This window comes from Streptomyces cinnabarinus (assembly GCF_027270315.1).
GTDB classification, from domain to species: domain Bacteria; phylum Actinomycetota; class Actinomycetes; order Streptomycetales; family Streptomycetaceae; genus Streptomyces; species Streptomyces cinnabarinus.
On record NZ_CP114413.1, the window covers coordinates 5,983,792 to 6,001,293 of the forward strand.

The 17,502-nt window shown below is 70.7% G+C and carries 24 protein-coding genes and 1 pseudogene; 15 read left to right on the plus strand and 10 right to left on the minus strand.

Annotation, left to right across the window (positions count from 1 at the left end; all coding sequences use genetic code 11):
* Position 1 precedes the first annotated feature (1 nt).
* From STRCI_RS27185 to STRCI_RS27195, 3 genes are all read left to right on the plus strand, one after another.
* The gene (locus tag STRCI_RS27185) at positions 2-1,408 is read left to right on the plus strand and encodes a family 2B encapsulin nanocompartment shell protein (RefSeq protein WP_269661593.1); all 1,407 of its coding nucleotides are present in this window, start codon (positions 2-4) and stop codon (positions 1,406-1,408) included.
* A 92-nt stretch (positions 1,409-1,500) separates the two neighbouring features.
* Positions 1,501-2,577: a family 2 encapsulin nanocompartment cargo protein polyprenyl transferase gene (locus STRCI_RS27190; protein WP_269664658.1), complete on the plus strand. Its 1,077-nt coding sequence runs from the start codon at positions 1,501-1,503 to the stop codon at positions 2,575-2,577.
* 233 nt (positions 2,578-2,810) lie between these two features.
* Positions 2,811-3,416 (plus strand): GNAT family N-acetyltransferase, encoded by a 606-nt coding sequence (locus tag STRCI_RS27195; RefSeq protein WP_269661594.1) that lies wholly within the window; start codon positions 2,811-2,813, stop codon positions 3,414-3,416.
* A gap of 22 nt (positions 3,417-3,438) precedes the next feature.
* Here the strand turns inward: STRCI_RS27195 and STRCI_RS27200 are convergent, their stop codons facing one another.
* The gene (locus STRCI_RS27200; RefSeq protein ID WP_269661595.1) at positions 3,439-4,029 is read right to left on the minus strand and encodes a TetR/AcrR family transcriptional regulator; all 591 of its coding nucleotides are present in this window, start codon (positions 4,027-4,029) and stop codon (positions 3,439-3,441) included.
* Between the two features lie 112 nt (positions 4,030-4,141).
* Between STRCI_RS27200 and STRCI_RS27205 the strand changes: the two genes are divergently transcribed.
* From STRCI_RS27205 to STRCI_RS27225, 5 genes are all read left to right on the plus strand, one after another.
* Positions 4,142-4,726, plus strand: a complete 585-nt coding sequence (locus tag STRCI_RS27205; RefSeq protein ID WP_269661596.1) for a dihydrofolate reductase family protein — start codon at positions 4,142-4,144, stop codon at positions 4,724-4,726.
* 18 nt (positions 4,727-4,744) lie between these two features.
* A complete protein-coding gene (locus STRCI_RS27210) occupies positions 4,745-5,080 on the plus strand; it encodes a hypothetical protein (RefSeq protein ID WP_269661597.1) in 336 nt (111 codons plus the stop codon).
* Positions 5,081-5,199: 119 nt separating this feature from the next.
* On the plus strand, positions 5,200-5,616 hold the full coding sequence (locus STRCI_RS27215; protein WP_269661598.1) for a YciI family protein: 417 nt from the start codon (positions 5,200-5,202) through the stop codon (positions 5,614-5,616).
* A gap of 5 nt (positions 5,617-5,621) precedes the next feature.
* Entirely contained in the window at positions 5,622-6,821 is a 1,200-nt protein-coding gene (locus STRCI_RS27220; RefSeq protein ID WP_269661599.1) for an RNA polymerase sigma factor, read from the plus strand.
* Between the two features lie 9 nt (positions 6,822-6,830).
* Positions 6,831-7,148 carry a DUF952 domain-containing protein gene (locus STRCI_RS27225; protein WP_269661600.1) on the plus strand — a complete coding sequence of 106 codons (318 nt, stop codon included), beginning with the start codon at positions 6,831-6,833 and terminating at the stop codon, positions 7,146-7,148.
* 7 nt (positions 7,149-7,155) lie between these two features.
* On the opposite strand, the gene STRCI_RS27230 is transcribed toward STRCI_RS27225, so the two are convergent.
* Positions 7,156-7,989 (minus strand): SDR family oxidoreductase, encoded by an 834-nt coding sequence (locus STRCI_RS27230; RefSeq protein ID WP_269661601.1) that lies wholly within the window; start codon positions 7,987-7,989, stop codon positions 7,156-7,158.
* Positions 7,990-8,146: 157 nt separating this feature from the next.
* Here STRCI_RS27230 and STRCI_RS27235 point away from each other — a divergent pair, with 157 nt between their 5' ends.
* On the plus strand, positions 8,147-8,821 hold the full coding sequence (locus STRCI_RS27235; RefSeq protein ID WP_269661602.1) for a TetR/AcrR family transcriptional regulator: 675 nt from the start codon (positions 8,147-8,149) through the stop codon (positions 8,819-8,821).
* 45 nt (positions 8,822-8,866) lie between these two features.
* The gene (locus STRCI_RS27240) at positions 8,867-9,076 is read left to right on the plus strand and encodes a hypothetical protein (RefSeq protein WP_269661603.1); all 210 of its coding nucleotides are present in this window, start codon (positions 8,867-8,869) and stop codon (positions 9,074-9,076) included.
* Here the strand turns inward: STRCI_RS27240 and STRCI_RS27245 are convergent.
* The 4 genes from STRCI_RS27245 to sodN all read right to left on the minus strand — a co-directional run bounded on the left by STRCI_RS27245 (position 9,073) and on the right by sodN (position 11,134).
* Positions 9,073-9,807, minus strand: coding sequence for a VOC family protein (locus STRCI_RS27245; protein ID WP_269661604.1), 735 nt, complete (start codon positions 9,805-9,807; stop codon positions 9,073-9,075). The genes STRCI_RS27240 and STRCI_RS27245 overlap by 4 nt on opposite strands.
* Before the next feature lie 41 nt (positions 9,808-9,848).
* Positions 9,849-10,262 (minus strand): VOC family protein, encoded by a 414-nt coding sequence (locus STRCI_RS27250; protein ID WP_269661605.1) that lies wholly within the window; start codon positions 10,260-10,262, stop codon positions 9,849-9,851.
* A 17-nt stretch (positions 10,263-10,279) separates the two neighbouring features.
* Positions 10,280-10,672, minus strand: coding sequence for a helix-turn-helix transcriptional regulator (locus tag STRCI_RS27255; RefSeq protein ID WP_269661606.1), 393 nt, complete (start codon positions 10,670-10,672; stop codon positions 10,280-10,282).
* Positions 10,673-10,738: 66 nt separating this feature from the next.
* Complete coding sequence (gene sodN, locus STRCI_RS27260; protein ID WP_005480378.1) at positions 10,739-11,134, minus strand: superoxide dismutase, Ni; 396 nt, start codon at positions 11,132-11,134, stop codon at positions 10,739-10,741.
* Positions 11,135-11,279: 145 nt separating this feature from the next.
* On the opposite strand from sodN, the gene sodX reads away from it, so the two are divergent.
* Positions 11,280-11,714, plus strand: coding sequence for a nickel-type superoxide dismutase maturation protease (gene sodX, locus STRCI_RS27265; protein WP_269664659.1), 435 nt, complete (start codon positions 11,280-11,282; stop codon positions 11,712-11,714).
* On the opposite strand, the gene STRCI_RS27270 is transcribed toward sodX, so the two are convergent.
* Entirely contained in the window at positions 11,618-12,247 is a 630-nt protein-coding gene (locus tag STRCI_RS27270) for a CGNR zinc finger domain-containing protein (protein ID WP_269661607.1), read from the minus strand. The two genes, sodX and STRCI_RS27270, sit on opposite strands and share 97 nt — an antisense overlap.
* A 100-nt stretch (positions 12,248-12,347) precedes the next feature.
* On the opposite strand from STRCI_RS27270, the gene STRCI_RS27275 reads away from it, so the two are divergent.
* The 4 genes and pseudogenes from STRCI_RS27275 (at position 12,348) to STRCI_RS27290 (ending at position 14,461) form a co-directional block, all read left to right on the plus strand.
* Positions 12,348-13,106: a class I SAM-dependent methyltransferase gene (locus tag STRCI_RS27275; RefSeq protein ID WP_269661608.1), complete on the plus strand. Its 759-nt coding sequence runs from the start codon at positions 12,348-12,350 to the stop codon at positions 13,104-13,106.
* A 122-nt stretch (positions 13,107-13,228) separates the two neighbouring features.
* Positions 13,229-13,752 (plus strand): annotated as a pseudogene (locus tag STRCI_RS27280) (sigma-70 family RNA polymerase sigma factor).
* Positions 13,749-14,243 (plus strand): hypothetical protein, encoded by a 495-nt coding sequence (locus tag STRCI_RS27285; RefSeq protein WP_269661609.1) that lies wholly within the window; start codon positions 13,749-13,751, stop codon positions 14,241-14,243. The pseudogene STRCI_RS27280 and the gene STRCI_RS27285 overlap by 4 nt, the downstream one beginning before the upstream one ends.
* Positions 14,240-14,461 carry a hypothetical protein gene (locus STRCI_RS27290; protein WP_269661610.1) on the plus strand — a complete coding sequence of 74 codons (222 nt, stop codon included), beginning with the start codon at positions 14,240-14,242 and terminating at the stop codon, positions 14,459-14,461. Before STRCI_RS27285 ends, STRCI_RS27290 begins: the two co-directional genes overlap by 4 nt.
* An 85-nt stretch (positions 14,462-14,546) precedes the next feature.
* Here the strand turns inward: STRCI_RS27290 and STRCI_RS27295 are convergent, their stop codons facing one another.
* Genes STRCI_RS27295 through STRCI_RS27305 form a run of 3 tightly spaced genes read right to left on the minus strand, consistent with a single transcriptional unit; the run spans position 14,547 to position 17,270 of the window.
* Positions 14,547-15,308 carry an amino acid ABC transporter ATP-binding protein gene (locus tag STRCI_RS27295; RefSeq protein WP_269661611.1) on the minus strand — a complete coding sequence of 254 codons (762 nt, stop codon included), beginning with the start codon at positions 15,306-15,308 and terminating at the stop codon, positions 14,547-14,549.
* The gene (locus tag STRCI_RS27300) at positions 15,305-16,270 is read right to left on the minus strand and encodes an amino acid ABC transporter permease (RefSeq protein ID WP_269661612.1); all 966 of its coding nucleotides are present in this window, start codon (positions 16,268-16,270) and stop codon (positions 15,305-15,307) included. Before STRCI_RS27300 ends, STRCI_RS27295 begins: the two co-directional genes overlap by 4 nt.
* Positions 16,271-16,301: 31 nt before the next feature.
* The gene (locus tag STRCI_RS27305; RefSeq protein WP_269661613.1) at positions 16,302-17,270 is read right to left on the minus strand and encodes an ABC transporter substrate-binding protein; all 969 of its coding nucleotides are present in this window, start codon (positions 17,268-17,270) and stop codon (positions 16,302-16,304) included.
* Positions 17,271-17,502: the final 232 nt, after the last annotated feature.

Consider the following 17,502-nt stretch of genomic DNA (forward strand, 5'->3'; position numbering starts at 1 on the left):
TATGTCGGTAGGCGAAGAGATCCGCACTGACGATGGCAGGCCGCAGCAGAGCCTCGGCACTGCCGCCGCGCGGAACCTGGCCACCACGACCAAGTCCGCACCCCAGATGCAGGAGATCAGCTCGCGCTGGCTGCTGCGCATGCTGCCGTGGGTGAACGTGCAGGGCGGCACTTACCGGGTCAACCGCCGCCTGAGCTACGCCGTGGGGGACGGCCGTGTCACCTTCGTGAAGACCGGTGACCGGGTCGAGGTCATCCCCGCGGAGCTGGGCGAACTGCCCGCGCTGCGCACTTATGAGGACCTTGACGTGCTCGCCGAGCTCGCCCAGCGCTGTCAGCAGCGCGAGCTCGCCGCGGGCGAGGTGCTCGCCTCCTTCGGCAGCCCCGCCGACGAGGTCTATCTGCTGGCGCACGGCCGGGTGGAGCAGATCGGCACCGGCCCTTACGGCGACGACGAGTCCCTCGGGGTGCTGGCGGACGGCGCCTACCTCGGCGACCACGCCCTGCTCTCCGAGGACGCCATCTGGGAGCACACCGTCCGCGCGGTCACCGGCTGCACCCTCCTCGTCTTGCCCCGCCAGGACGTCGAACAGGTCGCGGAGCGAGCCGACTCGCTGCGCGAGCACCTCCAGGCGCAGCGCTCGATCCCCGCGCAGCGCGCCAACAAGTACGGCGAGAAGGAGATCGAACTCGCCGCCGGCCACAGCGGCGAGCCGGACATCCCGAACACCTTCGTCGACTACGAGGCCCGCCCCCGCGAGTACGAACTGAGCATCGCCCAGACCGTGCTGCGCATCCACTCCCGCGTGGCCGACCTCTACAACCAGCCGATGAACCAGACCGAGCAGCAACTCCGGCTGACCGTCGAGGCGCTCAAGGAGCGCCAGGAGCACGAGCTCATCAACAACCGCGAGTTCGGCCTGCTCAACAACTGCGAGTACGACCAGCGGATCCAGCCGCACGACGGTGTGCCCAGCCCCGACGACCTGGACGAACTGCTCAGCAGGCGGCGCGGCACCAAGCTGTTCCTCGCCCACCCGCGCGCGATCTCCGCCTTCGGCCGTGAGCTCAACAAGCGCGGACTCGTCCCCGAATCCATCGAGATGGCCGGCAACCGCCTGCCCACCTGGCGCGGTGTGCCGATCTTCCCCTGCAACAAGATCCCGGTCACCGAGGCCCGTACGACCTCGATCATCGCCATGCGTACCGGCGAGGCCGAGCAGGGCGTCATCGGGCTCCAGCAGGCCGGCATCCCGGACGAGATCGAGCCGAGCCTGTCGGTGCGGTTCATGGGCATCAACGAGCAGGCGATCATCAAGTACCTCGTGACCGCCTACTACTCGGCCGCGGTCCTCGTGCCCGACGCGCTCGGCGTGCTGGAGAACGTCGAGATCGGGCGCTGGCGGTGATCCAGCCCCCGGCAACCGGTGTCCCCGCCCTCCGGGGCGGGTACATCCTCGGGGTACGGCGACCGACCGAGACGCGTGAAAGGCGGAGGCCCATCGGGACCCAGACACACGCCGGAGCGGGTCCGCTCGACGGGCAGGAGGCGATGGCGATCCTGGAGCGCGCGCGTGGGTCCGTCGACCCCGAACTGCGGTCTGCCATCGACTCGTTGCCGGGTGCCATGCGCCGGACCGCGCTCTACCACTTCGGCTGGCAGCACGCGGACGGCAGCCCCGCGACGGGCAACGCAGGCAAGGCGATCCGTCCCGCGCTCGTCCTCACCGCGGCCGAGGCGCTCGGCGGATCCCCGGCCCGCAAGGCCGCCGTACGGGCCGCGGCGGCGGTGGAGCTGGTGCACAACTTCACGCTGCTGCACGACGACGTGATGGACCGGGACACCACCAGACGGCACCGGCCCACCGCGTGGACCGTGTTCGGTGACGCCGACGCGATCCTCGCCGGGGACGCCCTCCAGGCGCTCGCCCTGCGGCTGCTCGCCGAGGACCCGCATCCGGCGTCCACCGCGGCCGCCGCCCGGCTCGCCGCCTGTGTCGTCGAACTGTGCGAGGGACAGCACGCGGACACCGCCCTGGAGAAGCGGGCCTGCGGCGAGGTCGGCCTCGACGAGGCGCTCGCCATGGCCGAGGCCAAGACGGGAGCGCTGCTGGGCTGCGCCTGCGCCCTCGGCGCGCTGTACGCGGGTGCCGGGCGGGAGGACGTCGAGGCGATGGACGCCTTCGGCCGGGAGGCCGGGCTCGCGTTCCAGCTGATCGACGACGTGATCGGCATATGGGGCGACCCGCGGCGCACCGGCAAGCCGGCCGGCGCGGACCTCGCCGCCCGCAAGAAGTCGCTGCCGGTCGTCGCCGCGCTCACCTCCGGCACCCCGGCGGCGGCGGAGCTGGCCTCGCTGTACGAAGTGCCGTACGGCAAGGGCGGGATGGCGGCGGAGGAGGAGACCGCGCGTACCGCGCTGGCGGTGGAGCGGGCGGGCGGGCGGGACTGGGCGCAGGTCCAGGCCGCCGACCGGATGGCCCGCGCCATGCAGGAGCTGGCCCGCGCGGTGCCCGAGCCGGAGTCGGCGGGCGGCCTGCTGGCCCTGGCCGAGTTCGTCACCCGGCGCACCACCTAGACCCCGGACCGGTGGCCGCGCGGCTCCTGACCCCGCACGGCCACCGGCTCCGGCCAGACGGGTCCCGCACATCCCCACGGTGTGCGGGGCCCGCTCGTTCACCCGGCCGCCCGCCTGGCTGCCTCGGTGGCGTCACGTCACGCGCACCGAATCCCGACAACATTCGACAGGCCACACCCCGCGCGCCCCAACCGCCATACGATCAAGGTCGATTGAGACGAAGGGGCGGGGACATGGGTGTGGTGATCCGGGCGGCCGACGGGGCGGATCGGGAGCTGGTGGTGGGGCTGTTGGACGAGGCGTTCCAGGACGATCCGGTCAGCGGCTGGGTCTTTCCCGGTGCCGAGTACCGCCGGGCGACCCATCACCGTCTGATGGCGGCCTTCACCGACACCGTGCTCGACGCGGGGCGGATCGACCTGACCGAGGACGGCTCGGCCTGCGCGCTGTGGATGCCGACGCCCGCCGGGGAGCACGACGGCGACGACGACGGGCCCGCACTGGTGCGGCAGGCCGTCGATCCGGCGAACGAGCGGGTCGAGCTGATCGGCCGGCTCACCGCCGGGATCCACCCCACCGACCGGGCCCATGAGTACCTGTGGATGATCGGCGTCCGGCCCGGCCGGCAGGGTGAGGGGCTCGGCGGCGCGCTCATCGGCTCCGTGCTCGACCGCTGTGACGGCGAGGGCGTCCCCGCGTACCTGGAGGCGAGCAGCGCCCGCAGCCGGACGCTGTACGAGCGCCTCGGCTTCGAGCTCCTCGGTACCCCCCTCGACCTGCCCGACGGCCCGCAGATGTTCCCGATGTGGCGCGAACCCGGGGCCGCCCGCCAGGGCTAGGGCCTGTCGTCTGGATCAGGCCCTAGGTCTCCGGCACCACCGTCCGCACGATCCGTTCGATCAGCTCCTCCGGAACGCTCACCCCCGGCAGCACTCCGTCCAGCACCCCCGGCAGGGTCAGGTGCTCGAGGATCAGGCCGAGCATGGCGAGATAGAGCACCGTGACGGTCTCGTCGCCGCCGGGGAGTCCGGCGTTCCGGTGGAAGTCCATGCCCTCGGTCAGATCACCGCGCACGGACTTGGTGTAGGAGTCGCGCAGTTCGGGTCGGCGGGTGGCCTCCAGACGCATCTCCAGCAGGGCCAGATAGCCGGTGCGGTCACGGGTCGCCCGGCCCATCAGGTCGTGCATGAACGCCGTGACCAGCGCCCGGTCCCTGGGACGCGCCAGCAGTTCGGCGATGACCGCGGGGTCGGGCGCGAGCCGGGTGTGCAGCCGGGCGTCGATCTGGCGGAGCAGGTCGTCGCGGCCGGTGAAGTAGTTGGAGGCGGTGCCCACTGGTACCCCCGCCTCGGTGTCCACCGCGCGGAACGTCAGCCCGCGCGCCCCTTCCCGCGCCAGCACCTCCGCGCCGGCGTCCACGAGCGCGGCCCGGCGCTCCGGATTCCTGGCCAATGCGGAATCTCCTCTCCCACTTCAGATCGATCCCGGAATAGACTTGCAACCACTACAGTCGAAGTACTACAACTGGAGTTGTTCACAGCTCAGCCTACGGAAAGAGACCGGCTTGCGAAAGCTCACGTACTTCGTCGCCTGCTCCATCGACGGCTTCATCGGCGACCCGAACGGCGACGCCACCTCGATGTTCGCCTATCTGGACGAGGAGTTCCTCGGCTACCTCGGCTCCGCCTGGCCGGAGACCGTCGCCACCCAGGGCCGCGAACAGCTCGGCCTGAAGGACGCCGAGAACCTCCACTTCGACACGGTGATCCAGGGCCGCGGCAGCTACCAGCTCGCCCTCGACATCGGCGTCACCAGCCCGTACGGGCATCTGCGCGAGTACGTCGCCTCGCGCTCCCTCGAATCCTCGAAGGACCCGAACGTCACCGTCATCGAGGACGACCTGGTCGGCCGGATCCGCGAGCTGAAGGCGGAGGAGAGCGACCTCGGCATCTGGCTCTGCGGCGGTTCCCAGGTCGCGGGTGAACTGCTCGACGAGATCGACGAACTGGTCATCAAGACCTACCCGCAGGTGTACGGCGCGGGCATGCCGATGTTCGGCACCGGGTTCGCCGTCACCGACTTCACCCTGGAGGGGATCCGCACGTTCGGTAACGGAGTGCTGGTCCGCACCTACGCACGGAAGCGCTGACCGGCCTACCCTGGGGACATGGGCAGCGAAGAACACGCCTGTCCCGTCTGCGGACAGTCCGTCGATACGGTCGTCCGGCGTCATAAGACGCTGGGCGCGTGGGTACCGCGCTGGGTGGCCGGCCCGTGCCGGAACCCGCACTGCGAGGCGTTCGTCGTGGAAGGCGCCGAGGAGGTGCCACAGGAGCACCACCACCATCACCGGCGCCGTCCCCCGCATCAGCCCCTGCGGCAGCCCGAGCCCGAGCGGCAGCCCGAGCGCCAGGAGGACTCCGAGCGTCAGGAGGACTCCGAGCGTCAGGAGGAGCCCCACCGCCGGGAGGAGCCCGAGGAACCCGCCGCGAGCGGTCCCTGAGAACGCGAGCGAGCGATTCCCCGGAAACGTCGTGCCGACCATGTCGAGAACGCGTCCCCGGCTCCGACGTCCCCTGTGAGAGCCGCCCGGACGGGCGGTACGAGACGAAGGAGTCGGTCATGAAGTATCTGGTCATGGTGCAGGGCAGCCAGGCGGACTACGAGGCCATGCAGGGCAATCCGTCCGAGAGCTCGCCGGCGGTCTGGACCGAGCAGGACATCCAGGCGATGTTCGCCTTCATGGGCGCACTCAACGACGACCTCGCCGAGAGCGGCGAACTGGTCGACGCCCAGGGCCTCACCGAGCCCGCCCGCACCCGGCACGTCGACCTCGGCGCGGACGGCAAGCCCGTCATCACCGATGGCCCGTACGGCGAGACCAAGGAGCTGCTGGCCGGCTACTGGGTCCTGGACTGCGCGAGCCTGGAACGGGTCACCGAGATCGCCGCCCGGGTCCTTGAGTGCCCCCAGCCCGCGGGCGCACCGTGCTACCCCGTGGTGATCCGGGCCATCGGCGAGGACGCGGGGGACGTCTGAACCCCGTGGGCGACACCGTCGAGGACCTGCTGCGCGCCAACGCGCCGCAGGTCCTCGGTGCGCTCGTGCGCCGGTACGGCCATTTCGACACCGCCGAGGACGCCGTACAGGAGGCGCTGCTCGCCGCGGCCGGGCAGTGGCCCTCGGCCGGGGTGCCGGACAATCCGCGCGGGTGGCTGATCAAGGTGGCCTCGCGGCGGCTGGTGGACGCGCTGCGGGCGGAGGACGCCCGGCGGGCGCGGGAGGAGAAGGCGCTGGCCCTCGGGGAGCGCCTGGCCTCCGGCGCGGACCGGGCGCCCCGCGAGGACGACTCGCTCTCCGTGCTGTTCCTGTGCTGCCACCCCGAACTGACCCCGCCCGCCCAGATCGCGCTCACCCTGCGCGCGGTCGGCGGTCTGACCACGGCGGAAATCGCCCGCGCCTGTCTGGTGCCCGAGGCGACCATGGCCCAGCGGATCAGCCGGGCCAAGCAGAAGGTGCGCGGGGTGAGCTTCGGCCGCCCCGACAACTGGGCCGACCGGCTCCCCGCCGTGCTGCACACCCTCTACCTGGTCTTCAACGAGGGCTATACGGCGACCTCCGGCGCGAGCCTCCAGCGGCGCGAACTGGCCGGCGAGGCGATCCGGCTCGCCCGTATGGTCCACCGGCTGCTCCCGGACGTCGGCGAGGTGACCGGGCTGCTCGCCCTGATGCTCCTCACCGACGCCCGCCGCGACGCCCGCACCGGACCGCACGGCGATCTGGTGCCCCTCGACGAACAGGACCGCGACCGCTGGGACAAGGCCGCGATCGAGGAGGGCGTCGCCCTGATCACCCACGCCCTGCGCACCGGCCCCGCCGGCCCCTACCAACTGCGCGCCGCCATCGCCGCCGTACACGACGAGGCGGCCGACGCGGACGCCACGGACTGGCAGGAGATCCTCGGCCTGTACGACGTGCTGGTGCGGCTCGTCCCCGGTCCCGTCGAGCGCCTGAACCGCGCGGTCGCCGTCGCCATGGTGCGCGGGCCCGCCGCGGGGCTGGCCGAAGTGGACGCATTGGAAGGCGAGTTGGGGCACCGCAGGGATGCCGTGCGGGGACACCTGCTGGAACGGGCCGGGGCCTACGAGGAGGCGCGGGCCGCTTACCAGTCGGCGGCCGAGCAGACCATGAGCCTGCCCGAGCAGCGCTATCTGCGGAGGCGGGCGGCGCGGCTCGGCCCGTAACGTGAACGCATGACCGACCCCATCCTGCACATCACCCAGCGGTCCCAGTGGGACGCGGCCCGCGCCGAGGGCACGTACGAGATCTCGACGCGCGGCAGAACCCTTCAGCAGGAGGGGTTCATTCACTGCTCGACGCGCACCCAACTCCCGCGCATCGCGGCGGCCTTCTTCGCGGACCTGACCGACCTCGTGGTCCTGGTCATCGACCCCGCCCGCCTCACGGCACCCGTCCGCTACGAGGCGGCCGAGCCCGGCGGCGAGGAGTTCCCGCATGTGTACGGGCCGATCCCGGTGGACGCGGTGGTCGGGGTGGAGCCCTGGAAGTGAGGCACGGTCAGCCGAAGTCGGCGAGGTGGTCGGCGGCCCAGGCGGTGAAGGGGCGGGCGGGGTGGCCGGTGAGCTCCGCCACGGCCTCGGTGAGCGGGACGGGCTTGGAGTCGTTGGACTCCCACCAGTTCAGGAGGGCGTCCGCGTAAGGGCCGGGGAGGTAGTCGGCCATCTCCTCCTTCCACTGCGCCCGGGTGACCCGGCGGACGGTGATGGGACGGCCCAGGGCCGCGGCGAGCAGGTCGATCTGCTGGGCGAAGGTCAGCGACTCCGGCCCGGAGAGCGTGTAGTGGCCGCCGCGGTGGCGAGGGTCGGTCAGGACCGCGTGGGCGGCCTCGGCGACGTCCTTCTCGTGGAGGGGGTCGCTGTGGGCGCCGGGGTAGGGGAGGCTGATCGGCTGTCCCGCTCCGATGGGCCGGGCCCAGGACGCGGCGTTGGCGGCGAAGGCGCCCGGCCGCAGGATCGTGGTGGTCAACGGCGAGGCGAGCAGGGCGTGTTCCACGTCCAGATGTGACTTGGCCAGCGGGTCGTTCTCCGCGTCGGGGCCGAGCACGCTCGCCGAGGAGAGCAGTACGACGTGCTCGACTCCGGCCGTGCGTGCCTGGGCGATGAAATCGGCGATGCGCTCGGGGCGGGCGTAGAGGAAGACCGAGCGGACGCCGGTCAGGGCGGCGGGGAAACCGGTCGGGTCGGTGAGGTCGAGGCGTACGGTCTCGACGCCGTCGGGCGGGGCGAGGCCCTCGGGCCGCGCGGAGCCGAGCCGGACGGGCAGGCCGTCGCGGTGGAGCAGGTCGGTGAGCTGGGTGGCCACGGCGCCCCGGGCGCCGGTGATCAAGAACATGGCTTTGCTTCCCCCTGTTGAGGTGTCGCTACGACTGATGCGAACGACGAATGGCGAACGACGAACGATGTACGTTACGAACGACGTTCGTCATCGATCGTAGGGAACGAACGCTGTTCGTGTCAAACGGCGTTCGCCCGACGGCTAGGCTTCCCCCATGAGCACGCAACCGGTCAGCCGCCGCGCACGGCCCGCCAAGGCGCCCCTCAGTCGCGACGTCATCGTCCGTACCGGCCTGGACATCCTGGACCGCGACGGTCTGGACGCCCTGACCATGCGCCGCGTCGCGAAGGAACTCGACACCGGCCCGGCCTCGCTCTACGTCTACGTCGCCCACCGCGACGACCTGATGGCGGCCATGCTCGACGAGGCCCTGGCCCCCGTCCCGCGGACCCCGTTGCCCGCCGAGGCGGGCTGGCGCGACCGGCTCCACGCCCTGGTCGGCGCCGCGGTCGAGGCCATGAGCCGGCATGAAGGGCTCGCCCAGGTCGCCCTCGGCGCCATCCCGACCGGCGACAACGCCCTGCTGGTCGTCGACCGCCTGCTCGCGCTGCTCAAGGAGGGCGGCCTCGACGACACCACCGCCGCCTGGGCCGTGGACCTGCTCTACCTCCACATCGCGGCTGCGGCGGCCGAACAGAGCACCTACGACAGGAAGCCGGCGGGCGAGGAGGCCACGGTCGCCGCGGCCGACCGCCGCTATGCCGCCCTCCCCGCCGACCGCTACCCGATGGTCACCGCACTGCGGGGCCCGCTGCTCTCCCCGGGCGACCGCGACACCTGGGGCGTGGACGTCCTGATCAACGGCATCCTCCACACACCCGCCCACTGAGAAGGGATCGATCGCATGCAACGGCGCCGGTTATGGCGAGGGACAGTGGTCGCATGGGCGGCCACGGTGACCGTCGCGGGCGGGCTGACGCTGTGGCTCCAGGACGCCGGGGAGCCCGAGCGGCCGCAACAGCGGCAGCGGTCGGAGCCGCACCCCGAGCACTACGACGACTCCGACTGCCCGGGACCCGGGGTGACGCCCACGCCCCGCGACGACGGGATGGTCGTGCTCTGCGCCTACACCAGGGCCCGCTAGGCCGGCAGCCCGCCCGTCTCCGGGTCCCGCCCCGTCAGGCAGTACAGACCGCCCGCCGGGTCGCGCAGTACGCGCCAGTGGGCGCCGCGGTGCACCGGCGTGGCACCGAGCCGCTCGTGTTCGGCGCCGGTGGCGTCGATGTCCGCGCAGGCCAGGTCCAGATGAGCCGAGCCGGGACGCTCCTCGCCGAGCCGCTGGAGCAGGATGCGGATCGGAAGTCCGGCCGGCGGGCGCAGCACATGGAACTCCGGGCGCGAACCGGGGCGGGACCCCCACTCGGGCAACAGGGCCGTCCAGAAGGCGACTTCGGCGTCGTAGGAGGACGGCGGGAGGTCGAGGCAGACCTGGTCGAGGCGGGAGCCGTGGACGACCGGCGGGCGGCGGGACTCCCCGTGCCACGGGACCGCGCAGAACAACTGCCCGGCCGGCGAGCGCAGTACGGCCCAGTCCCCGTGGTCGGCGACCAGGTCAGCCCCGGTCCGCAGCGCCCCCTGCACGAAGCCCGCGATGTCCTCGACGGAGAAGTCGAGATGAGCGCCGCCCGGCCCGTGCGCCACGCCCTGGACCTTGACGCAGGCGTCGCCCGACTCGGGCAGCAGGGTCACGAACTCGCCCTGATCTCCTCGGAGTTCGGAGAGCCGGGTGCCCGTGACGGCGGTCCAGAAGTCACCGGCGAGGCCGAAGCCGGCGGCGGGCCGGTCGACGAAGGCGTACGTCCAGCGGATGCTCATGGACGCGATCGTAGATCAATTGCCTTGTTCAACTGTCTTGTTCAACTGTTCGGTTCCATGAACCGCAGCATGTTCCCGGCCGGGTCCCGGAACGCGCAGTCGCGCACGCCGTACGGCTGGTCCATCGGCTCCTGGATGACGTCGGCGCCGGCTTCCCGCACCCGGGCGAACAGGGCGTCGCAGTCGTCGGTGGTGAAGTTGACCCCGCGCAGCACACCCTTGGCCAGCAGGCGGGCCATCGCCTCCCGGTCGGCGGGGGAGATGTCGGGGTCCGCGCCGGGCGGCTCCAGCACCACGTCCACGTCGGGCTGGAGCGGCGAACCGACGGTCACCCAGCGCATGCCCTCGAACCCGACGTCGTTGCGGACCTCCATGCCGAGGACATCCCGGTAGAAGGCGATCGCCTTGTCGTGGTCGTCGACAGCGAGGAAACAGTTCTTGAGCTTGATGTCCATGGCAGCAGGCTAGGCCGCTACGAGCGTCTCGGCCGGGTGAACCGGCGGGTCACGCACGGCGGGATCGTCGCGCTGTCCTCGTGCGAGCGGGCCCGGTAGGCGCTCGGCGTCTCACCGACCAGTTCGGTGAAGCGGGAGCTGAAGGAGCCGAGCGAGGTGCAGCCCACGGCCATGCAGACCTCGGTGACGGACAGGTCGCCGCGCCGGAGCAGTGCCTTGGCGCGCTCGATGCGGCGCGTCATGAGATAGCCGTACGGAGTCTCGCCGTACGCCTCGCGGAAGCTGCGCTGGAAATGGCCCGGGGACATCAGCGCGGTCCGGGCGAGCGCCGTGACGTCGAGAGGCTCGGTGTACTCGCGGTCCATGCGGTCGCGCGCCCGGCGCAGCCGGACCAGGTCCTCGGTGTTCACCGGTCCAGGATGACAGAAGCCGAAAGGGGCCCGGCCGGTGAACGGCCGGGCCCCTTCGGAAGTTCGTCAGGCCTTCTTGGTCTCCCAGAAGATCTTGTCGATCTGGGCGATGTAGTCCAGGGCCTTCTGACCGGTCGCCGGGTCGGTGGACGCCTTGGCGGCCGAGAGGGCCTTGAGGGCGTCGTTGACCAGCTGGTGCAGCTCCGGGTACTTCTCGAAGTGCGGGGGCTTGAAGTAGTCGCTCCACAGGACCGACACGTGGTGCTTGGCGAGCTCGGCGCGCTGCTCCTTGATGACGGTCGCACGGGCCTGGAAGTGCGGGTCGTCGTTGGCGGCCATCTTGTCCTGCACGGCCTTGACCGACTCCGCCTCGATGCGGGCCTGGGCAGGGTCGTACACGCCGCAGGGCAGGTCGCAGTGCGCGCTGACCTTCACCTTGGGGGCAAACAGGCGGGAAAGCATGGAGCATTCCTTCCTCGTGATCGTCTTCTCAGGTGGGACATTACTCCCTGCGGGACGCGTTTTCGCGAGTGCCCCCATGGGCTTAGGACAAAAGTCCAGGGTCAGACTGAGACTGGTGGAGGATAGGACCGGGGAGGTGCCGGTGATGCCGGAACTGTCGCAGGAGACCGAACGCGGGCGGCCGTTGCTGCCCTTCGGGCCGGCCGAGGTGACCGGGCCGTCGATGGTGCCCACGCTCAACCACGGGGACCGGCTGCTCGTGCACTACGGGGCCCGGATCCGGCCCGGTGACGTGGTCGTTCTGCGTCATCCGTTCCAGCAGGACCTGCTGGTCGTCAAGCGCGCGGCGGAGCGCCGCGAGGGCGGCTGGTGGGTGCTCGGGGACAACGCGTACGCGGGCGGGGACAGCACCGACTACGGCACGGTCCCGGCGGAGTTGGTGCTCGGCCGGGTGCGGGCCCGGTTCCGGCCGCGCAAGGCGGCTCAGCGCTCGCCGTTCGCGCTGGCGCTCTGGGCGCTGTCCGCCGTCCGGCCGGTGCTCTCCGACCGGTCCGCCTCCAGGCGCTTGCGGGCGCGGTAGGCGGCCACGTTCGCGCGGGTGGCACAGCGGTCGGAGCAGTAGCGCCGGGACCGGTTGGTCGAGGTGTCGAGGTAGGCGTTGCGGCACGGCGCTGCCTCGCACAGACCGAGCCGGTCCACGCCGAACTCGGTCAGATGGAAGGCGAGGCCCATCGCCGCGATGGCCGCGTAGCCCGCGGTCACGTTCGAGGGATGGTCCGCGAGGTGCATGTGCCACAGCGGGCGCCCGTCGTCGTCCCTGTGGTCGTGCCCGGAGATCTGCGGGCTGACCGGGAACTCCAGCAGCAGTGAGTTCAGCAGGTCCACGGAGAGCGTCTCGTCGCCGCCGTCGGCCGCCTCGAAGACCGCGCGCAGCCGGGCCCGCACCGAGCGGAAGCGGGTGACGTCCGCGTCCGTCGCGCGCCGGGCCGCCGACTGGTTCGCGCCGAACAGGTCGCGGATGGCCTCCACCGACGTCAGCGAGTCCTTGCCCCGGGCCGGGTCCTCGCTGTTGACGAGACGTACGGCGTAGTCCGAGTAATAGGCCAGTTCCACTTGTAGTCCTTACGGAGGCGTTCTATGGTCGTGGTGCGGTCGGGGTAACAGCTGATCGTGCTTCCAGGGTATTACGCGTACGTCCGAAGAGGGGGCTCCCATGACGACCAGTACCGGAACCGACTGGCAGGCCTGGCAGGAGAGCTGGGACCGGCAGCAGGAGTGGTACATGCCCGACCGGGAGGAGCGCTTCCGGATCATGCTGGACATGGTGGAGGCGCTCGTCGGGCCCGCGCCCCGGGTGCTCGACCTGGCCTGCGGCACCGGCTCCATCACCGCCCGGCTGCTCACCCGGCTGCCCGGCGCCACCAGCACCGGCGTCGACCTCGACCCGGCGCTCCTCGCCATCGCCGAGGGCACTTTCGCGGGCGACGAGCGGGCCGGCTTCGTCACCGCCGACCTCAAGGACCCGGACTGGGCGGCGAAGCTGCCGTACGACACCTACGACGCCGTACTGACCGCTACTGCCCTGCACTGGCTGCACAGCGAACCCCTCGCGGCCCTCTACGGTCAGGTCGCGGGGCTGGTCCGCGACGGCGGTGTCTTCATGAACGCGGACCACATGATCGACGAGACCACGCCCCGGATCAACGCCGCCGAGCGCGAACTGCGGCACGCGCGCATGGACCGGGCCAGGAGCGACGGCGCCCTGGACTGGGCCGAGTGGTGGCAGGTCGCCGCGAACGACCCCGTCCTCGCCGCCCCGACCGCCCGCCGCTTCGAGATCTACGGCGAGCACGCCGACGGGGACGCACCGTCCGCGCAGTGGCACGCGCGCGTGCTGCGCGAGCAGGGCTTCGCGGAGACCCGCCCGGTGTGGTGCTCACCCTCGGACACCTTGGTGCTCGCACTGAAGTAGGCCCCGGTCTCCCTGCCAGAGGCGGTACGAGAAATTCGTACCGCCTCTGCTGCGTCCTGGGCCGCCTCCCACCGCACTGGAAGAGGTGAGACGGTCCGCAGGCAACCGGAATGGGGTGGGGGATGACGCGGGGTGCGGAAGCGGCTCTGCACGCCTTCGTCGAGGGCAGACGTACGGCGCTGTTCCGCTGGGGGTGCCCCCGCTCGAGCGAAGCCGAGAGTGGGGGAGCCTGTCTGCGTGCGGCAACCGCGACGAGGCGGAGGACCTCGTCCAGACGACGCTCGTCAAAGTCGTCCTCGGCGCGCGCAGACACCGGCGGCTCGACAACCTCGACGCCTATGCGCGCAGGACGCTGGTCAACACGTTCATCTCGGGCCGCCGCCGGTTCTGGCGCCGCGAGCACGCGTACGGCGAACTGCCGGACGTGCCCGAGCGGTTGGTGGACAGCGACACCGGACTGATGGTGCGGGCCGCTCTCGCGGGGCTCGCGCCCAAGCAGCGGGCGGTGCTGGTGCTGCGCTACTGGGAGGACCTCAGCGTGGCGGCCACCGCGGAACTGCTCGGGATGCGGGAGAGCACGGTCAAGAGCCACACGGCCAGGGGACTCGCGGCGCTGAGGGCTGCGGTGCGGGAGGAACACGTATGAACGACAACCAGTCCGTCCGGGAACTGCTCGGCCGGGCCGTCGACCAGGTGCCGGTGCCGGCCGGCCGGGGCGCTGAGGCCGTCTTCGCGCGGGCCGCGCGTCTGCGCCGGCGGCGACACGCGGCGGCGACCGGCGCGCTGGCCGCCGTGGTCGCGGGCGGGCTCGTGCTGGGCGCCGGGGTGCTGCCCGAGGGCGGGGGAGAGCGCGTCGCGGCGGCGGCGCCGACGGGCGGCGGCACGCCCGCACCCGGGTTCACCGCGCTGCTGCCGGACGGGATCGGGGACGTCGCGGAGGTGTCGCTGATGCGGCTGGTCAAGCTGGCGCCGGAGGCCGAACTGCCCGAGGACGTGGGGCGTACGACGGTGACTATGCCGTCGAGCGGGACGGGGGCGTCGGGTACCTCACCGTGCGGGGCTACACCGCGGAGGACGCGCGGAAGAAGGGGACCGCGCCCGACCCCTGCGCGCTCACCGGGGAAAGCCCGTCCATGAGGAACTGTGAGACGGAGCGACTGCCCGACGGCTCACAGCTGTCCGTCTGGGGGCCGAGCGTGGAGGCGAGCCTGCGGCTGGAGGGCGGCAGCCTGCTGCGGCTGCGCGACATCACCGGCTATCTCGGCACGGGCTCCCCGGGCCCGCTGCTGAAGAAGTACCCGATCACGCGCGAGCAACTGCGCGAACTGGCGCTGAAGCCGGAGCTGCGGCCGTAGCGGCACGAAGGCCGTACCAGCGAGAAGGGGCGGTACGGGAATCCCGTACCGCCCCTTCTTCAGTGTGACGTCACAGCGGGAGACGTCACAGCACCTTCGACAGGAACGCCTTCGTCCGCTCGTGCTGCGGGTCCGTCAGGACGTCGCGCGGGTTGCCGGACTCGACCACCACACCGCCGTCCATGAAGACGAGGTTGTCGCCCACCTCGCGGGCGAAGCCCATCTCGTGGGTGACGACGACCATCGTCATGCCGGACTCGGCCAGGTCGCGCATGACGTCGAGGACGTCACCGACCAGCTCCGGGTCGAGCGCCGAGGTCGGCTCGTCGAACAGCATCAGCTTCGGCTCCATGGCCAGCGCCCGGGCGATGGCCACTCGCTGCTGCTGACCGCCGGAGAGCTGCGTGGGGTAGTTCCCGGCCTTGTCGCCGAGACCGACCTTCTCCAGCAGCTCCCGCGCCCGCTCCCTGGCCTGGGCCTTGCTCACGCCCTTGACCTGGACCGGCGCCTCCATGACGTTCTCGACGGCCGTCATGTGCGGGAACAGGTTGAACCGCTGGAACACCATGCCGATGTCCCGGCGCTGCAGCGCGACCTCGCTGTCCTTGAGCTCGTACAGCTTGTCACCCTTCTGGCGATAGCCGACCAGCTCGCCGTCGACGTACAGCCGGCCGGCGTTGATCTTCTCCAGGTGGTTGATGCACCGCAGGAACGTCGACTTGCCGGAGCCGGACGGGCCGATGAGGCAGAACACCTCGCCCGTCTGCACCTCCAGGTCGATGCCCTCAAGGACCTTGACGGCGCCGAAGGACTTGTGGACGCCTTCGGCCTTCACCATGGCGGTCATGCCGACGCACCCCTTTCGCGGCCGAGACCGAGCATGTTCGCCTTGACCTTCTGCCACGGCGTCGGCGGCAGCTGACGCAGCGAACCGCGGGCGTAGCGGCGCTCCAGGTAGTACTGGAAGACGCTGAACACGCTGGTCATGACCAGGTACCAGATGCACGCCACGAACAGCATCTCCATCACGGCGTAACTGGTGGAACCGATCGTGGAGGTGGCGCGCAGCAGTTCGTTGTACGTCACCGCGTACACCAGCGACGAGGTCTTCAGCATGTTGATGAACTCGTTGCCGGTCGGCGGCACGATCACCCGCATCGCCTGCGGGATCACGATCCGGCGCAGGGTCTTGGCGTGGCTCATGCCGAGCGCGTGCGAGGCCTCGGTCTGGCCCTCGTCGACGGCCATCAGACCGGCGCGGCAGATCTCCGCCATGTAGGCGGCCTCGTTCAGGCCGAGGCCCAGCAGGGCGGCCATGAACGGGGTCATGACCTGGACCATCTCGTCCTTGTAGATCGGACCGAGGTTCAGCGTCGGGAAGATCAGCGCCAGGTTGAACCAGAGCAGCAGCTGGACGTAGACCGGCGTACCGCGGAAGAACCAGATGTAGACCCAGGCCACCCAGCTCGTCACCGGGTTCTTCGAGAGCCGCATGACGGCGAGGATCACGCCGAGGACCACGCCCATGATCATCGCCAGGACGCTGATCAGCAGGGTGCGGCCGGCGCCCGCGAGGACCGTGGAGTCGAAGACGAAGTCGCCGACGGTGTCCCACTGGATCTTCTCGGCGCTGGCGAACGCGTTGATCAGCAGGGCCACCAGGGCCAGCACGACCACACCGCTGATCCAGCGGCCGTAGTGGCGGACCGGGATCGCCTTGATCGCCTCGGGCGGGAGGGCCGAGCCCTCCTTGGAGACCGCGGCCGACGGCTTGGCGTCGGCCGGCTCCTTGTCGAACTTGTCAGTCACGGTGACTGCCCTTCAGTGGTGCTCGGGACGGTCACTTGCCGCCGTTGACGGCGGCCTCGTCGATCGCGCCCGTCTCGGCGCCCCACTTCTTGAGGATCTCCATGTAGGTGCCGTCCTCGATGATGGCGTTGACGGCCTCTTCCAGCGCCGCGGTGAGCTGCTTGTTGTCCTTGTTCACCGCGATGCCGAACGGACCGGCGTCGACCTGCTCGCCGACGACCTCGAAGGCGTTGCCGTCGTCGGCCTTGCGGGCCAGGTCGATGGCGACCGGGTAGTCGTTGACGCCCGCGACGGCGCCGCCCGACTTCACTCGGGTCTGGGCCTCGGTGTCGTTCTCGAAGGACTCGATCTTGACGGCCTTCTCACCGGCGTCCGTGCACTTCTTGGACTGGTCCTTCAGCGCTTGCTCGTACGTGGTGCCGCGCTGGACGGCCGCGGTCTGGCCGCAGAGGTCCTCGATCGAGTTGATGTTCTTCGGGTTGCCCTTCTGGACGTACACCGCCGTACCGGCCACGAAGTAGTCCACGAAGTCGACACCCGGGCCGAGCTTCTTGCCCTTGTCGTCCAGGCCCTCCTGGCGCTGCTTGTTGTCCGTGATGGACGACATGGCGATGTCGTAGCGGCCCGTGTTCAGCGAGGTGATCAGGCCGTCGAAGGAGCCGGAGGTGAACTTGAAGTCCACGCCCAGCTTCTCGCCGAGCGCGGCGGCGATGTCGGGGTCGACACCGACGATCTTGCCGCCCTCCTGGAACTCCATGGGGGCGTATTCGGCGTTGGTGCCGACCTGGATCTCGCCCGCGTCCTGGATCTTCTTGGGCAGCTTGGCGAAGAGCGGCGCGGTGCTGGAGTTCCCGGTCTCCGTGGACTCCGAGTTGTCGCTGCCGCTGTCGGTCTGGTCACCGCAGCCGGTGAGAATCAGGGCGCCTGCGACCGCGATCGAGGCGACCGCTGCCAGCCGAGAGCGCGTGGCGGTCGTACGACGGGTGGTGCTTGCGGTCATGGTGGGTTCCTCCGGCGGATGGGTGGAGTTGCCGATGGGTCGACGAGAGCACACGTCTTCGAGTGTCGCGACCTCGTGTGATTACGGCATCTTGCCATTCGGACTAAGCGATTCAGTGGGCCAGCTATGTCAAAATCGGATAACGGGTTACCCCCGAACCCCACCAGGTCGGTACAACATGACCGCACCTTCTGCGGGAATCTCCCCTTCCGGCCGGAAGATCTTCGGCACG

Bases quoted from the DNA above. Each gene is read 5' to 3' on its own strand.
- STRCI_RS27185 (WP_269661593.1), top strand. From the start codon at position 2: ATGTCGGTAGGCGAAGAGATCCGCACTGACGATGGCAGGCCGCAGCAG.
- STRCI_RS27195 (WP_269661594.1), top strand. From the start codon at position 2,811: ATGGGTGTGGTGATCCGGGCGGCCGACGGGGCGGATCGGGAGCTGGTG.
- STRCI_RS27210 (WP_269661597.1), top strand. From the start codon at position 4,745: ATGGGCAGCGAAGAACACGCCTGTCCCGTCTGCGGACAGTCCGTCGAT.
- STRCI_RS27215 (WP_269661598.1), top strand. From the start codon at position 5,200: ATGAAGTATCTGGTCATGGTGCAGGGCAGCCAGGCGGACTACGAGGCC.
- STRCI_RS27225 (WP_269661600.1), top strand. From the start codon at position 6,831: ATGACCGACCCCATCCTGCACATCACCCAGCGGTCCCAGTGGGACGCG.
- STRCI_RS27230 (WP_269661601.1), bottom strand. From the start codon at position 7,989: ATGTTCTTGATCACCGGCGCCCGGGGCGCCGTGGCCACCCAGCTCACC.
- STRCI_RS27235 (WP_269661602.1), top strand. From the start codon at position 8,147: ATGAGCACGCAACCGGTCAGCCGCCGCGCACGGCCCGCCAAGGCGCCC.
- STRCI_RS27245 (WP_269661604.1), bottom strand. From the start codon at position 9,807: ATGAGCATCCGCTGGACGTACGCCTTCGTCGACCGGCCCGCCGCCGGC.
- STRCI_RS27250 (WP_269661605.1), bottom strand. From the start codon at position 10,262: ATGGACATCAAGCTCAAGAACTGTTTCCTCGCTGTCGACGACCACGAC.
- sodN (WP_005480378.1), bottom strand. From the start codon at position 11,134: ATGCTTTCCCGCCTGTTTGCCCCCAAGGTGAAGGTCAGCGCGCACTGC.
- sodX (WP_269664659.1), top strand. From the start codon at position 11,280: ATGCCGGAACTGTCGCAGGAGACCGAACGCGGGCGGCCGTTGCTGCCC.
- STRCI_RS27275 (WP_269661608.1), top strand. From the start codon at position 12,348: ATGACGACCAGTACCGGAACCGACTGGCAGGCCTGGCAGGAGAGCTGG.
- STRCI_RS27285 (WP_269661609.1), top strand. From the start codon at position 13,749: ATGAACGACAACCAGTCCGTCCGGGAACTGCTCGGCCGGGCCGTCGAC.
- STRCI_RS27290 (WP_269661610.1), top strand. From the start codon at position 14,240: ATGAGGAACTGTGAGACGGAGCGACTGCCCGACGGCTCACAGCTGTCC.
- STRCI_RS27295 (WP_269661611.1), bottom strand. From the start codon at position 15,308: ATGACCGCCATGGTGAAGGCCGAAGGCGTCCACAAGTCCTTCGGCGCC.
- STRCI_RS27305 (WP_269661613.1), bottom strand. From the start codon at position 17,270: ATGACCGCAAGCACCACCCGTCGTACGACCGCCACGCGCTCTCGGCTG.